Here is a 13,766-nt window from a genome sequence, read left to right on the forward strand (position 1 = left end):
CTCCCAGGTCCGATGTCCCGTTGACCCGATGAAGCTAACATCGTGGAGATAGTAGGTACCTAGAGGATAGTAATGGCTTTTCCTGGTGCCGCCGCTTGCTCAGCCGGCCAGTTGCGCCAGGCCTTCCGTCGCGATGCGCTCGAAGACCTCCGGGTCGGCGGCGAAGTCCGAGTCCGGGATCGGGTGGTGCAGCACGATCTCGGTGATGCCCAGCTCGGCGTGCCGCCCGGCGAAGTCCACGAAGGCGTCCACCGAGTCCAGCGGGGCGTTCCTGTCCGGCGTGAAACCGGTGAGCATGATCCGCTCCAGCTCGCCCGGGTCCCGACCGGCGGCCGCACAGGCCTCGCCCAACCGCTCGACCTGCCCGCGGATCGCCGCCCGCGACTGCGCCGGCGTACCGGCCTCGAAGAGCGCCGGGTCCCCCGTGGTCACCCAGGCCTGCCCGTAGCGCGCCGCCAGGGCGAGCCCGCGCGGCCCGGTCGCCGCCACGGCGAAGGGCAGCCTCGGCTGCTGCACGCACCCGGGGATATTCCGCGCCTCCTCGGCCGCGTAGTACGTCCCCCGCTCGGTGACCGCGCCCTGCGTCAGCAGCCGGTCGAGCAGCCCGACGAACTCCCCGAACCGGTCCGCACGCTCCCGCGCCGTCCACGGCTCCTGCCCGAGCACGGTCGCGTCGAAGCCGGTGCCACCCGACCCGATACCCAGCACGACCCGCCCGGCGGAGACGTCGTCGAGCGACATCAGGTCCTTGGCGAGCGTGACGGGATGCCGGAAGTTCGGCGAGCCCAAGCCTCGTTCATACAATCGGTCCATGCGGCGACATGAGACACAGGAGACGACAATAACCCCAGGTGAACCAGCGGCTTTGTACTGCCGGATATCCCAGGCGGACGACGACGACCAGACCGGCGTCGACCGCCAGGAGCGCATCTGCCGGGAGATAGCCGAGCGCCGGGGTCTGGTCATAGACCCCAGCCACGTCTTCGTGGACAACAGCCGCTCGGCCTGGCGCCGTAACCGCAAGCGGCCGGGCTGGGACCAGCTCCTCGAAAGCGCCCACCGCCGGGAGTTCCGGCACATCATCGCCTACCACCCCGACCGTCTGATGCGGCAGCCGCGAGACCTCGAAGAACTGCTCCAGGTCTCGGACGACCACCAGATCCTGCTCCACGGCGAAGCCAACCGGCGGAACCTCTCCGACCCCGACGACCGCTTCATCCTGCGCATCGAGGTCGCCCACGCCTGCCGCTCCTCGGACGACACCTCCCGCCGCTTGAAGTCGGCCCTGAAGGAGCGGGCCGAGATCGGCCTTCCGCATTCCGGCAAGCGCCGCTTCGGATACGAGCCCGACGGAATGACCATCCGGGAGGACGAGGCCGAGATCGTCCGCGAGGTCTTCGACCGCTACCTGAAGGGCCAGAGCCCGAGCGCCATCGCGCTCCTGCTCCACAAGCGCGGCGTCAAGACCGTCTACGGCAAGGAGTGGTCCCAGGGCACCGTCCGCGCCCTCCTCGATTCGCGTCACGTTGCCGCCATACGCATGCACCAGGGAGAGGAGGTCGGTCCGGGCAAGTGGCCGGCGATCATCGAGCCGGGCATCTGGCAGGAGACCCGCACCCGACGGGAGTACCGGTCCGCCATCCACCAGACCAACCTGGAGCTGCGCCGCTTCTACTTGCTCCGAGGCCTGGTGATGTGCGGGCGCTGCGGCACGCTCATGTCCGGCACGAAGGTGGGCTCCGCGCCGTCGTACCTGTGCACTCGCCACAGCCGGAACGGCGACAAGAAGTGCGTACGGCGCATCGCGGCAGTGAAGTTGGAGGGGTTCGTCACCGACGCTGCCATCGACCTCCTGCGCAGGCTCACGGTCACCGGGCAGCTCGCCTCCACTTCCTTGCCCGATGCCGCCTCTCGATCCGTGGAAGCAGATCAGCAGCAGCTCGACGAGCTGAATCAGATGTGGACGGCGAAGGAGATCACGACAGCGGAATACCGCGGGATGCGCAAGGAGATCACCGAGCGCATCGCCAAGGCGCAGCGACGCCTCGTCGTCCGGCCGATGAAGCTGCTGGAAGGGCTCACCGGTCCCGGAGCTGCGAAGGCGTGGGAAGCCGAGGACATGACGGATGAGCGGCGCAATGCGGTGATGCGTTTCCTCTTCGCCGGAATCGTCATTGACGCGTCGACCAAGCCCAGCGGCGTCTTCGACTGGGACCGGATCAGCATCGAGCAGAACAACCTGTAGGGCGGCTGTCGTCTTCTATCACGGATTTCCGGCCTGACCCAGCTCAGGATCGCGTGGGACTGTCGGCTCCAGCGCGGGAGCCCGAGGACCGGGTTTCTCCTGCTGAACAGTCCTATCCGATGGCGCACGAGGGAGCGTGAAGTCGATGCGGGAGACGGTGGAGTCATGGAGAGGGCGAGCCGAAGCTGCAGTGTCCCGGTCTGCTCTATAACCCGGAAAGTACCGTCAGGCAAAACGCGTTTTCTGCGGATCCTTGTTGTCATCCGCCGCACGGAGTTCGCCAGACCTCCGGCCGACGGCTGCCCGGCCCAGTGGTGTTGGAGCGCCACCCGCCGGAGCGCATGACGACCGCCCGCCCGCTCAACCCCACGGCACACGGCCTGCCAGCCTCGTGCCGTTCCGAGGACACACCTATGCCCGAACCCCAGCCGCGGCCTGCCGCGATCCAGCCCACTGCTTCCGACTGCCGTCCGGTGACGGACGAGGCACGGGAGGCCGCGCTGCAACGCGTCTGCGCCGGCTTCGTCACGACGATCAGTCCGCGCAGCGCCGCCCGGCTTGCTGACCTGCTCTCCAGTACGACTTACGTCCAGGCAGCCTGACCTGGCCTGGATGCGGGAGCGGCCCTTGGTGTTGGAGCACCAAGGGCCGAGAGGACTCCCGGACGACCGCCCAAACGATCTACCCCGGTGCCGAAGGCCTGCCAGCCGATGCGGCGCCCGAGTGAGGAAGCACTGTGTACCAGCCTACGTCCCGACCGCCGCGTGCCGCGCCCTCGCGCTCTCCTTGCGCCGAGCGGCCGACGCTCTCCGGACTTCCCATCCACTCCCGCCGTGATCGCGCTGCTGATCACGCCTTTCCGCTGGCCCTTTCCGGCGCCTGCGTTCGGTGCAGGCGGGAGCTGGACCCGGCCGATCGCTACCGTCTGATGCGTGATCAATTGCTTTCGCGAACAGGGCGATTGGGCCTGCTTTGCGTGGTACGTTCTGTCATCGAAGAACTCAATAAGGTGACCCCGGCAGCGCTACCAACGCTCCGGGGTCCGGCACAAGGAGCGGTAACTCCTCATGCAGATTCATCGTAGCCGCCATGCGCGCGGCTTCACGGTCCTGCCCAACACTCTGCTGCAAGACCGTCGGCTGTCCTACACCGCCCGCGGCCTTCTCGCCGACCTCCTCTCCCGTCCCGACGGGTGGTCGGAGGACGGTAGGCGGATGGCCGACACCAGCCCCCAGGGCCGCCACGCCGTTGCGAAGGCGCTGCGGGAACTGACCGCCCTCGGCTACTACCGCGTCGACCGGGTCCGACGCAGCGACGGAACGTTCGTCAGCGAGGCCCACGTCTACGACACCCCGCACGCCGCTCCGGGTCTCACCCGTCCGGGATCCGGTACGGCGGCAGCCGAAGACCAGGTCACCAACCCCGTAAAGGACCGTGGGAAAGAACCCACCCTCCCCGTCCGGCGGTCGAACGCCGCCATGGCGGGCAAGGACCGCACGGGCATCGGGGAGGCTGGGGGGACGAAGCCCCCGGCAACCGATCCTGCGTCGGACGGCCCCACCGGTGAGGCAGTCGCCACGCTGTTCCGGGTACTCCGGCCCGAGCCCCGCCTGCGGCTCGGCACGGTCGAGGCCCTCGCGCTCGCACCCCTGGTGAGTACGTGGCTGGAGCGGGGCTACGGCCACCGCGACCTGTCCGAAGCACTCCTCGGCGGGCTGCCCGCCCAGGTCCACAGCGCGGCGGCGATCCTCCGCGACCGCCTCACCCGCAAGCTCCCCCCAGCCCCGGAGCCGGTCGTCCCGGCCAAGCCGCGCTGGGCGGGGGAGTGCGCCACGTGCGCCCGCCCGATCCCGCACGAGGGGATCTGCCGCGCCTGCGCGGGCCTGGCCGACAAGCCCGACGAGACCGCCGCACGCGCGAGCGTCGCCGCTCGCGGCAGGGCCAGGGTCCGCGCCGCCCTCCAGGCCGACGCCGGTCGGCTCCCGGCCAGAGCCTGACCCCCACCACGCCGCGCCGTACGCCCGCCTGAGGGCTGCGCCCCGCGTAAGGCCGCCGCCCCCTCTCATCCGCGCTGACGCACCCACGTGCACCCTTACCGCCGCGCGCTTCTCCGGCATGCCCGGAGCACCCCGCTTGTCAGCCCGTCCCTGACTGGAGTCTTCATGCCCGCCACCGCACGTCCGCGCCCCGCCCTGCAAGCCCCGCCCCACCGCGAGCCCACCTCCGGCCGTCGCGGGTCCTGGTGGGATCCGCTCGCGCTGATCCTGCTCGGCCTGGCCGGCGGAGCCCTGTCGTACGACTCCCTGCGGCAGATGGCCGTCGCCGTCCACATCCGCCCGCACCTGGCCTACCTCTTCCCGCTGGTCATCGACGGATTCATCGCCTACGGCGTCCGCGCCCTCCTCGTCCTGCGCGACGCGCCCTGGCCCGCACGCGCCTACGCCTGGACCCTCTTCGGCACCGCCACCACCGCCAGCCTGTGGGCGAACGCCCTGCACGCCGTACGCCTCAACCAGCCCGGCGCCCACACCCTCCTGCTCGGCGACCACACGGTCGCCGTCCTGTCGGCGATAGCTCCCCTCGCCCTGGCCGGAGCCACCCACATGCACATCCTCATCGGCCGCCACAGCCACACGACGGCCGCCGGAACTCCCACCATGATTCCGGCGGCCCCGGCCGCGATTCCGGCCGCACGGGGAACAGCGGCTCCGAGGGACGAGCCCGCAGGCGGAGCAGACACAGCGGCCGGAACCGAACCCGCAACAGCCCCGGAGACGGAAGGCATCACCGGCCACGACGACACAGCTGCTCGGGCAGACGCTGAAAGGGCTGGCCAGAAGCCGAAGGGCACTTCCGGCCGGCGTTCGCAGACGGGGCGCAGCGGGCGCAAGGCCGAAGCGACGATCGGGCAGCTCGCCGACATCATCCGCCGTGCCCACCCGGATTCCGGCCAGGTCACCCGCGCCATGGCCCGTGAGGCCATCGAAGCCCAAGGAATCAGCGCAGGCAACGAGCGCATAGCCGAAGCCCTCAAGTCCCTCCAGCCCGGCGACGAAGCCCGCGCCCACCCCAGTACCGAGTGAACGGCCGCGCGGGGCGGCCGAACGGGCCGCCCCGCTGCCACCCACCACGAAGTGCACTCCTACGGGCCCACGGCATCTCCGTTTGTGGCTCGACCCAGCCCTGGAGAACCGCATGCCGTACTTCCACGATGCCAACCGTCGCGGCAACGAAGTCCCCGACTCGTTGCCTGCCCCGATCCGCAACGGAACCAATCCGCCCCAGCCGAAAAGCGCAGCAAGTTGTGCGCTGGGACACTCCCCCGCCGGGGGAGCGTCCTGCACGCGTTCCTGCGCCCCGGGGGTGGCGCAGGACACCGGCCGCCGGGGGGCGACCGGTGCGGGGCCCGGGGTTGAGGGCGCCCCGAAGACCGGCCCAGCGCCCGCACACTCGCAGCGACGTACCCGCACCCGCCAGAACAAGCAGCGCCCCGCCGTCAGCGTCCGCCTCAGCACGGGCGAGCGTGCCTCGGTGAAAGCCGCCGCTGATCACGTCGGTGCGAGCCTGGCGAAGTTCATCGCTCAGGCCGCACTCGCGGCGGCCGAGGACATCAACCGGATAGCGGCGAATCTGCTGGACCTGCGCGGCACCATCCGCGAACTCATCGCCGCCCGCACCGACCTGGCCCGCATCGGCAACAACATCAATCAGATCGCCCGCGCCTTCAACTCCGGCGGCGACCCGGTCGGCGCCGAAGCCGCCCTGGCCGATGTTCGCCGTGTAGCCGCCCGGCTGGAGGCCGCCGCCCAGAAGCTGGCCGAACGCGCATGATCCCATCCATCCATAAACCCGGCTCGAACACCGCTGGCGCCATCGGCTACCTCTACAGCACAGGCCGGGGCCACGAAGCCCATACCGACCCCCACCTCGTCGCTTCCGGTGACGGCCTTGCCCCCGACCCCGCTCGCGACCCGCAGGCCACCTTCAAGCAGCTCACCGCCTACCTCGACCTGCCCGTCCAAGCCATCGACCCCGCCGAACGCCCCGCCCAGCACGTCTGGCACTGCTCGGTCCGGAGCGCACCGGAAGACCCGCTCCTCATCGACCAGCAGTGGGCCGACATCGCCCGCCGCATCGTCGCCGCCACTGGCATCGCGCCAGAGGGCGACGACGCCGCTTGCCGGTGGATCGCCGTGCGTCATGCCGACGACCACATCCACATCCTGGCCACCAAGGTCCGCCAGGACGGCACCAAGCCCCGCGACTCCTTCTCCTACAAACGCGCCCAAGTCGAGGCCCGCCGGATCGAGATCGATTACGGCCTCCGCCGCGTCACACCCGGCGACGGCACCTCCGCCAAACGCCCCACCCGCGCGGAGACGGAGAAGGCCCACCGGAGGGGCAGTTCGCGGACCCCACGAGAGCAGCTCCGGATGATTGCCCGCACGGTCGTCGCCGTGTCCACCAGTCCCGAGGAGTACTTGCACCTGCTGGCCGGCAGCGGCGTGCAGGTCGACTTGCTGCGCTTCCCGTCCGGAGACATCCGCGGTTACAAAGTCGCCCTCGACGACGACACCAACGCCGAAGGCCAGCCCATCTGGTTCTCCGGCTCCACCCTCGCCCCCGACCTGTCCTACCCGCAGATCCGCGACCGCCTCACCACCACCGGCCCTGCCCCGGTGGCCGACCCGCCCCGGCCCAACCCGTGGCACCAGGCCACCGCTGCCGTCGAGCGCATCCCGCACCACCTCGACCAGAACGACGACCCGGCCTCCCAGGCCCACATCACCGCGTTCGCCGAAGCCCTCGACGTTCTCCCCCTCAAGGCACCTCAGGAGATCCGGCACCATCTCCGGCAGGCAGCCAGCGACTTCGAACGCGCCAGCCGCTCGCGTATACGCGCCGACCATCAACATGCCCAAGCTCTCCGCAACGCCGTCCGCGCCATCGCCCGTCAACCCGCCACCGGCGACGGTGCCGCACTGGCAATGTTCCTCGACGCCGCCGTCCTCGCCCTCATCGCAATCCAGCGCTGGCAGACCGCCCGCCACCAAGGCCAGCAGGTCGAAGCCGCCCGCCGCACGCTCAACCACCTTCAGGCTGCATACGACCAGGTCGTGGCCACGCCACTCGCCGCCCTCACCCACCGCACCCCATCGCAGTCGGATGCCGACCGTCATGCCCAGCGGATACGCCTTACCGTCCCCGCCCATGCCGAGCAGATCCTTCACGACTCCCACTGGCCGGCCCTCGCCACCGCTCTCACCGACGCCGAAACCGCCGGCCACGACCCCACCCGCCTCCTTCAGCAGGCAGCCGACCAACGCGCCCTCACCGACGCCCACTCACCCGCCCAGATCCTGATCTGGCGCCTCCAACGCCTGGCAGCACACCCTGCCCCCAGCCCCCGCGCACGCGCCGCCCAAGCCCGCAGCACCGTCGCCACACGCCGAACTCCACCTCCACCTACAGGCCAGCAGGCGGGTCGCAAGTCCGAACAAGCCCCTGCCAGCACGACCGAGGTCAGCCACCAACGTCGGCACCGTTGACGCGGCGCTTGCGTTCCAGGACGACGATCGGGCAGTTCAGCGCTTCCGCGATCTTGATCAGATTGGCGGGCGTGGCACTGCGCCAGCCCGATTCGATCTCTCCCATGAGCTGTTCGGAGATCCCGACCAGGTCCGCGAGCGCTCGCTTCGTCAGGCCCGCCTTCTCGCGAGCCCACGCGACAGCCTCTGGCTCTTGGCAGAGCCTTCTGGGCCGAGTCCGGGTATGTGCTGGCATCCCTACTCCGTAAGCGGTGTCGAGGAGTTTTCGGCCCAGTCCCGGCGGGCCTCGGCGAGGGCCGGACGCACTTGGTTGTCCAGCACGTCCGCCTGCTCCCGCAGCACGGCGGCCAGTTCGGCGACACCGTCCGGGTCGAGCGCCGTCACGCGGTAGTCGTCGACGAGGCAGAAGTTGAAGACCGGGACCCGCCACTCCGATGCCGGTGCGTAGGGGTCGCAGTCGATGGCACCGCAAAAGACCGGCACCTGCTCACCGGTACGCATGGGCTCGCCGTCACGAGCCGGTACCTCCACGGCCAGGAACCGGCCGGAGACGTCCCGATGATGGTTGATGTCGCTCAGCACGACACCGAGGCGTTCCAGAGGCACCTCGCTCTCGCTCGGGTCTCCCTCGTCCCAGTAAGGCAGATGCCCGCTGACGGCGATCCCGCTGTCCGTCGTGACGGTCCACGTCCGGCGGCCGACCGAGTGCCCTGGGGCTTCGACAGCAACGGGGGCAACAGCGCCCGGCGCGGTAAGGCACGGCGGCGTCGTCTCGTTCGGATACGTGGTCATTGCGAACCCCCTACGCCTGTGGTCCCGCTTTCCAGGTCCACCACCGTGAACTCGGTCAGGCGCGTGATCAACTGGCCGGCGCGCATCCAGGGCATGCGCGGATCACCGAAGGGGAGGCTGACGGCGTTGACGGCCCGGGGCGGGCCGGTAGTGGGCCTGTACAAGGCGCCGTGAACTCCGTAAGGGCTGAAAGCGCGGACGCGGAGGACCGTGAAGGAACGCCGGAGGTGGGGGCACGCGGAGGTCGAGCGGACGGCGCAGGGCATGCAGACCGGGGGGTGGGCGGTGCGTTCCTGGCCGTTCCAAAGTGTGGGGTCGTCCGGGTCGGCGTCGAGCAGCCACAGCACGCCGTCGGCACTGCGGTCGGCGGGGCCTCCGCAGATCTGGCAGCGCAGTCCACTCATCGCCAGCCGCTGGCGCAGGAGGTGGACGCTGCCGTACTGCGGGCGGCCCCGCCCCGGCTGCGAGGGCGTCCTGGCCCAGAGCACGCCGTGCTCGTCCCGGTCGAAGGACCGCTCATCGGTGTACGCGATGCCGGTGCCCCTTCGCCGGTAGGTCATCGGCATCGGGCTGTTCGTCTCACCACTCCAGCGGGTGATGTAGGGCACGCCGGGCGCCGCGGGCCGATGCTGTGGCCCGGACCGTGGGCGGCTCAAGCCGTCCACCTTCGTATGGGGCATGGCTGGGCTCGATTCTTCGCAGGCAGGTGGCTCGTCCACCTGGCGTGCGACAGGACGCTACGAGCCAGTCCCGGCTGCAGTGTTCACGTTCGTGAACCCTCGCGCGGGGGACGGCGAAACCGATCTCCTCAGCCCTGGATGCCGATGCGGTAAGCCAGCGCTCGCACGTCGCGAGCGGTCCGGGAGGGCAATTGGCGGTCCAGGAGCGCGGAGACCGTGTCACGGACCATCGGGTTCGCGTGGATGCGCTGGGGGGCGGTGCGTTCGGCTGTGAGGAGTTCCGCCACGGCGTCGGTGTCCCGGCCGCGCAGGTGGGCGAGTGACCGGCCGAGGTCGGCGTGGAAGGCGGCGTCACGACCCGGTGCGCCGAGAATTTGAGGCCGCACTCCTCGCGAGGCGGCGACAGCGTGACCGTGGCGGCCGAGATCGGTGTTCAGGCTGACGTGGTGAATACCGACGTTCGTAGGTCCGAAGTTGAGGTGCCAGGCTTTGGTCTCACCGGTACGGGCGGCCAAGTCGCCGGCTTCGGCCAGGTGCGCGTTGACCTCGCTGGTGCGGTTGGCGCCCGAGCGGCGGACGTCCTGGGTGAGGCAGGTCGCTCGGATCAGGTGCAGCTCGCCGAGGAGAGCGTGTGCGTCGGGGCTGGCGAGGTGGTGTTCCACCGTGTCGGCGGCCGAGTCGGCTTGGCCCAGCGCCAGGTCGGGGCTGCCGGCTGACATCAGCACGTGGGCGTGGAAGAAGCCGGAGAGGGCGTCGCGCAGTGGATCATCGAGTTCGGCGGTGGCCTCGTCGGCCCGAGTGACGGCGATGTAGGCCAGATCCGGATAACCGAGGTACTTGAGCAGCATCGTGCACGCCGGGTGATAGGCGTCTGCCAACAGTCTGAGCAACCTTGGGCGTTGATCCGGCGAGCCGCCCTCGACGGCGGCGTGCAGGTCCCCCAGTAGCGACGGCAGTTTGCGGGCGAGGACACCGTACTCGCAGCGGTGGTAGAGCCGGTTGGCCTGCGCCACCCTGGCTGCCAGCGGGCCGCGTGAGCCCGCTGCGGGCCGGTGATGGACGCCCATCAACGCCAGCCGGAGTGCCGGGATCGCTTCGTGGGCCGATGCGGTGGCGGGGTCGGTCGGTGCGAGCACCTGCCCGGTCAGCTCCGTCGGGGCAATCTGAAGGGCGTCGGCCAAGGCGGTGATGTGCCCCGTGCGGTCCAGGTGCCGCTGCCCGTTCTCGACCATCGACAGGAACCCGGTGGACAGCCCTGAGAGGCCGGCCAACGTACGCAGTGACATTCCGCGTTGACGCCGGGCGGACCGCAATCTCACCCCGATGTCGTGTGCCCGCTCGTCGCTCATCGCCGTCATCCATCGTCCGTAAAAAGTACGGCCCTCAGCGTAGGCGTTCCGTAACAGCGCGTCGATGCCGCCTCGGAATCGGCGTCGGGCTACAGCAGTCCGGCCCGGCGCGCGACCGCGCGGACAGCCTCGGCCTGATCGTGGTCGGCGAGGCGGGGTGGCAATGCCACCATCAGTTCCCTCGCGAACGGGTCGAGCCGGAAGCGCAACGGTGCCGTCGTCTCGGCCACTAGCAGATGGTCGGCGGCTCGTGTGAATGCGCTTCCGCGAGCGGCTGACGCGGCCAAGCACACCAGCGACGCGACACGGTCCGCCGGGGCGAGTTCGTTCAGGTCGAGGAGGGCGGCGTACCCGCTCGCCGCGTCGATGTCGGCTGCTTCCAGCGCGACGGTCACCCGCGCAGCTGTCACGGCCGCGCGCGAGCCAGGGTTTCGGGCAACACTGCCAGCGGCATCCAGCTCGATATCCGCCCGATCCGGCCGGCCGGTCACGGCGTGAGCGAACGCTGCAAGGACCGACATCTCAACGCTGCCACGGGCGTGCCCACTTCGCTCCGCACAGCCCAGTGCCTGTTCCGGCAGACCAAGATCCAGCAGCAGCCGTATCTCCTCGGCCACGAGACACCTCGCAGCCTCGACCCCCTGGCGGTCGGTCGCCCGCGCCCGGTGCAGCACCAGCCACGCCAGATCGCGGTAGCCCAGCCGTCGCAGCAGACCCGCCACGACGGCGTGTCCCTGTGACCGCAGATCAACTGCTCGTTCCCGCGCCGCGCCTCTCGCTTCCCGCACAGCGCGCTCGGCTGTGCAGATCAACTCCGGTGCCAGGGCAGCCAGGCCGTGATCGTTCCCTGCGCGATCAGCAGCCACAGCCGACGTCAGAAGGCGTTCCCGCTCCTCCATCAACCCTGGAGCACGTTCCGAAGACTGCTGAGGTACCGCGGCCAGCACCCTCCGTAGACGATGTGCGACGGCCCGCACCTCCCCGTGCTCGGAACCCGTCGGCGGAAACGGCTGACCGGTCAACTCGCCGGAGTCCACGCCCAGCGCAGCGGCGAGGGAGGCCCAGACCCGTCGCTGGTCCACCCACGTGCGGCCCGCCTCCAAGTCATCCACGATTTCGAGGGGGAGGTCGGACCGTGCCGCCAGTTCCACCGGGCTAAGCCCGCGCCGCACGCGCCACGCCGCCACCGCCGCGCCGATCGGACTGACGACAGCGGCGGCACTCATATCCGTACCGGTCGCACACACCAGGCCTGCCACCTCCACCCGTCGCCGATCGTGATGTCTTCCGGACATGACACTGCCCCGGCGGCCATCCTGTCTGGTGCGCCCCTGCCCGATGCGCGACACCCTAACCGTGCCTCCGCGGACTGCACGACATGCCTCTGACCTCCCAGTTCGGGTATCGCTCATCTGTGACGGCCGCGTACTCCGACGTGCGCGGAAGCGCGTAGTGAGGGCCGGATCTCGCCCCTGTCCGGGCGGTCGCGGCTATGTTCACGACGGTGAACACCCCAGGGCGACAGCGCCGATACGTTGTGTCACGGAATTCCGCCGTGCACCTTCTGAGAAGGGAATGCCGCACGTGACTGAAGCGACCGCCGAGTCAACCCGCGCCGCCGAACTGCGGGGCAAGCTCGTGACGGAGTTGGTGGCCGCCGGCTCGATCGTGTCGAAGGAGGTCGAGGCGGCGTTCCGCACGGTGCCCAGGCATACCTTCGCGCCTGGCGCCACCCTGGAAGAGGCGTACTCCGCCTTCCGCGTCGTGGTCGCCAAGAAGGACGAACACGGGACCACGATCAGCTCGGTGTCCGCGCCTTCTGTTCAGGCGGTGATGCTGGAGCAGGCTGAACTCCAGCCCGGTTTGCGCTGCCTGGAGATCGGTTCCGGCGGTTACAACGCCGCGCTGATGGCGGAGCTGGTCGGCACGGAGGGCGAGGTCACGACGCTCGACATCGACCCGGACATCACCGACCGCGCCCGCGCCTGCCTCGCGGAAGCCGGCTACGCCGACCAGGTGAGCGTTGTCCTGGGTGACGGCGAAGACGGCTGCCCCGAACACGCCCCGTACGACCGGACGATCGTGACCGTCGGCGCCTGGGACATCCCGCCGGCCTGGACCGCCCAACTCGCAGGCAACGGCACCCTCACCGTTCCGCTGCGGATGCGCGGCCTGACGCGCTCGATCACCTTCGCCCGCGAGGGCGACCATCTCGTCAGCAGGTCGGCGAAGATCTGCGGCTTCGTGACGATGCAGGGCGCCGGGGCGCATCGCGAACGCCTGCTCCTCCTGCGCGGTGAGGAGATCGGCCTGCGGTTCGACGAGGATCTGTCGGCCGATCCGGGCGCCCTGAACGGCGCGCTGAACACGCCGAGGAGCGAGGTCTGGACGGGTGTGACGGTCGGACGCGCTGTCCCGTTCGACACGCTTCAGATGTGGCTGGCCACCGCTCTCGACGGCTTCTGCCTGCTGTCGGTGGACCCGAAGCTGGACACGGGCCTGGTCGCGCCGCAGAACCGCATGGCCTGCCCCGCAGTGGTCGAAGGCGGCTCGTTCGCCTACCTCGCGCTGCGGAAGCTCGACGAGGGCCAGGACGAACCGGACCGGACGACGACATTCGAGTTCGGCGCGCACGGCTTCGGGCCGGAGGCCGCCGTCCTCGCCGAGTCGCTGGCCGCGCAGATCCGCGTCTGGGACCGCGACCACCGGGCCGGCCCCGGCCCGCGCATCACCGCTCACCCGGTGGGCAACGCCGACGGGCGTCTGCCGGAGGGGCGGCTCATCCCCAAGCGGCATGTCCGCATCGTCATCTCCTGGCCTCCTGCGGCCCTGCCGTCAGCCGGCCAGGCCAGCGAGCAACACCCCGACGAAAAGGAGTGACCCTCATGGCAGAAGTTCCCACGGGCGCCACGGCGTTCGACATGGAGTTCGAGCTCGACGTACGCGTCATCGAGGCCGGCCTGCCGGTCCGCGACCTGATGCGCGACACCAGCGACAACTGCGGCTCGACATGCTCGGGCACCGCCTGCACCTCGTACGTGGGCGATCCGGCCTGACGCGTTGAGCCGTTGCCGTCGCGTCGGTCCTCGTGACCCGGCGCGACGGCAGCCCCGATGTCCCCGGCGGGCGGCGTCGGCGAGAACCCCGGCAC

General features: G+C 70.1%; 13 protein-coding genes and 1 pseudogene. 8 read left to right on the forward strand and 6 right to left on the reverse strand.

Translation table 11 applies throughout. The features are described from left to right. Nucleotides 1-99 precede the first annotated feature (99 nt). A pseudogene (locus OG900_20450) lies at nucleotides 100-783 on the reverse strand (LLM class flavin-dependent oxidoreductase). Between the two features lie 82 nt (nucleotides 784-865). Here OG900_20450 and OG900_20455 point away from each other — a divergent pair. The 6 genes from OG900_20455 to OG900_20480 all read left to right on the forward strand — a co-directional run bounded on the left by OG900_20455 (nucleotide 866) and on the right by OG900_20480 (nucleotide 7,794). Beyond that, the gene (locus OG900_20455) at nucleotides 866-2,245 is read left to right on the forward strand and encodes a recombinase family protein (GenBank protein ID WUH92246.1); all 1,380 of its coding nucleotides are present in this window, start codon (nucleotides 866-868) and stop codon (nucleotides 2,243-2,245) included. Between the two features lie 413 nt (nucleotides 2,246-2,658). After that, complete coding sequence (locus tag OG900_20460) at nucleotides 2,659-2,847, forward strand: hypothetical protein (GenBank protein WUH92247.1); 189 nt, start codon at nucleotides 2,659-2,661, stop codon at nucleotides 2,845-2,847. A 465-nt stretch (nucleotides 2,848-3,312) separates the two neighbouring features. Beyond that, nucleotides 3,313-4,242, forward strand: a complete 930-nt coding sequence (locus OG900_20465) for a hypothetical protein (protein WUH92248.1) — start codon at nucleotides 3,313-3,315, stop codon at nucleotides 4,240-4,242. A gap of 165 nt (nucleotides 4,243-4,407) precedes the next feature. Then, a complete protein-coding gene (locus OG900_20470) occupies nucleotides 4,408-5,328 on the forward strand; it encodes a DUF2637 domain-containing protein (protein WUH92249.1) in 921 nt (306 codons plus the stop codon). Between the two features lie 448 nt (nucleotides 5,329-5,776). Then, nucleotides 5,777-6,076 (forward strand): MobC family plasmid mobilization relaxosome protein, encoded by a 300-nt coding sequence (locus tag OG900_20475; protein ID WUH92250.1) that lies wholly within the window; start codon nucleotides 5,777-5,779, stop codon nucleotides 6,074-6,076. Next, nucleotides 6,073-7,794, forward strand: coding sequence for a mobilization protein (locus OG900_20480; GenBank protein WUH92251.1), 1,722 nt, complete (start codon nucleotides 6,073-6,075; stop codon nucleotides 7,792-7,794). Before OG900_20475 ends, OG900_20480 begins: the two co-directional genes overlap by 4 nt. On the opposite strand, the gene OG900_20485 is transcribed toward OG900_20480, so the two are convergent. The 5 genes from OG900_20485 to OG900_20505 form a co-directional block, all read right to left on the reverse strand. Then, nucleotides 7,769-8,029 (reverse strand): helix-turn-helix domain-containing protein, encoded by a 261-nt coding sequence (locus tag OG900_20485; GenBank protein ID WUH92252.1) that lies wholly within the window; start codon nucleotides 8,027-8,029, stop codon nucleotides 7,769-7,771. The two genes, OG900_20480 and OG900_20485, sit on opposite strands and share 26 nt — an antisense overlap. A 2-nt stretch (nucleotides 8,030-8,031) precedes the next feature. After that, on the reverse strand, nucleotides 8,032-8,586 hold the full coding sequence (locus OG900_20490) for a hypothetical protein (protein WUH92253.1): 555 nt from the start codon (nucleotides 8,584-8,586) through the stop codon (nucleotides 8,032-8,034). Then, on the reverse strand, nucleotides 8,583-9,242 hold the full coding sequence (locus OG900_20495) for a hypothetical protein (GenBank protein WUH92254.1): 660 nt from the start codon (nucleotides 9,240-9,242) through the stop codon (nucleotides 8,583-8,585). The genes OG900_20490 and OG900_20495 overlap by 4 nt, the downstream gene beginning before the upstream one ends. Before the next feature lie 152 nt (nucleotides 9,243-9,394). Beyond that, the gene (locus tag OG900_20500; protein ID WUH95854.1) at nucleotides 9,395-10,615 is read right to left on the reverse strand and encodes a helix-turn-helix domain-containing protein; all 1,221 of its coding nucleotides are present in this window, start codon (nucleotides 10,613-10,615) and stop codon (nucleotides 9,395-9,397) included. Between the two features lie 89 nt (nucleotides 10,616-10,704). After that, nucleotides 10,705-11,841: a helix-turn-helix domain-containing protein gene (locus tag OG900_20505; GenBank protein ID WUH92255.1), complete on the reverse strand. Its 1,137-nt coding sequence runs from the start codon at nucleotides 11,839-11,841 to the stop codon at nucleotides 10,705-10,707. A gap of 358 nt (nucleotides 11,842-12,199) precedes the next feature. Here OG900_20505 and fxlM point away from each other — a divergent pair, with 358 nt between their 5' ends. Together fxlM and OG900_20515 are read left to right on the forward strand one after the other, a co-directional pair. Then, a complete protein-coding gene (fxlM, locus tag OG900_20510) occupies nucleotides 12,200-13,495 on the forward strand; it encodes a methyltransferase, FxLD system (GenBank protein ID WUH92256.1) in 1,296 nt (431 codons plus the stop codon). A 5-nt stretch (nucleotides 13,496-13,500) separates the two neighbouring features. Beyond that, nucleotides 13,501-13,671 carry an FxLD family lanthipeptide gene (locus tag OG900_20515; protein WUH92257.1) on the forward strand — a complete coding sequence of 57 codons (171 nt, stop codon included), beginning with the start codon at nucleotides 13,501-13,503 and terminating at the stop codon, nucleotides 13,669-13,671. The last annotated feature ends 95 nt before the right edge of the window (nucleotides 13,672-13,766 follow it).

The sequence above is a fragment of the Streptomyces sp. NBC_00433 genome (assembly GCA_036015235.1).
GTDB lineage: Bacteria > Actinomycetota > Actinomycetes > Streptomycetales > Streptomycetaceae > Actinacidiphila.

Bases quoted from the DNA above. Each gene is read 5' to 3' on its own strand.
- OG900_20460 (WUH92247.1), top strand. From the start codon at position 2,659: ATGCCCGAACCCCAGCCGCGGCCTGCCGCGATCCAGCCCACTGCTTCC.
- OG900_20465 (WUH92248.1), top strand. From the start codon at position 3,313: ATGCAGATTCATCGTAGCCGCCATGCGCGCGGCTTCACGGTCCTGCCC.
- OG900_20470 (WUH92249.1), top strand. From the start codon at position 4,408: ATGCCCGCCACCGCACGTCCGCGCCCCGCCCTGCAAGCCCCGCCCCAC.
- OG900_20480 (WUH92251.1), top strand. From the start codon at position 6,073: ATGATCCCATCCATCCATAAACCCGGCTCGAACACCGCTGGCGCCATC.
- OG900_20485 (WUH92252.1), bottom strand. From the start codon at position 8,029: ATGCCAGCACATACCCGGACTCGGCCCAGAAGGCTCTGCCAAGAGCCA.
- OG900_20490 (WUH92253.1), bottom strand. From the start codon at position 8,586: ATGACCACGTATCCGAACGAGACGACGCCGCCGTGCCTTACCGCGCCG.
- OG900_20500 (WUH95854.1), bottom strand. From the start codon at position 10,615: ATGAGCGACGAGCGGGCACACGACATCGGGGTGAGATTGCGGTCCGCC.
- OG900_20505 (WUH92255.1), bottom strand. From the start codon at position 11,841: ATGAGTGCCGCCGCTGTCGTCAGTCCGATCGGCGCGGCGGTGGCGGCG.
- OG900_20515 (WUH92257.1), top strand. From the start codon at position 13,501: ATGGCAGAAGTTCCCACGGGCGCCACGGCGTTCGACATGGAGTTCGAG.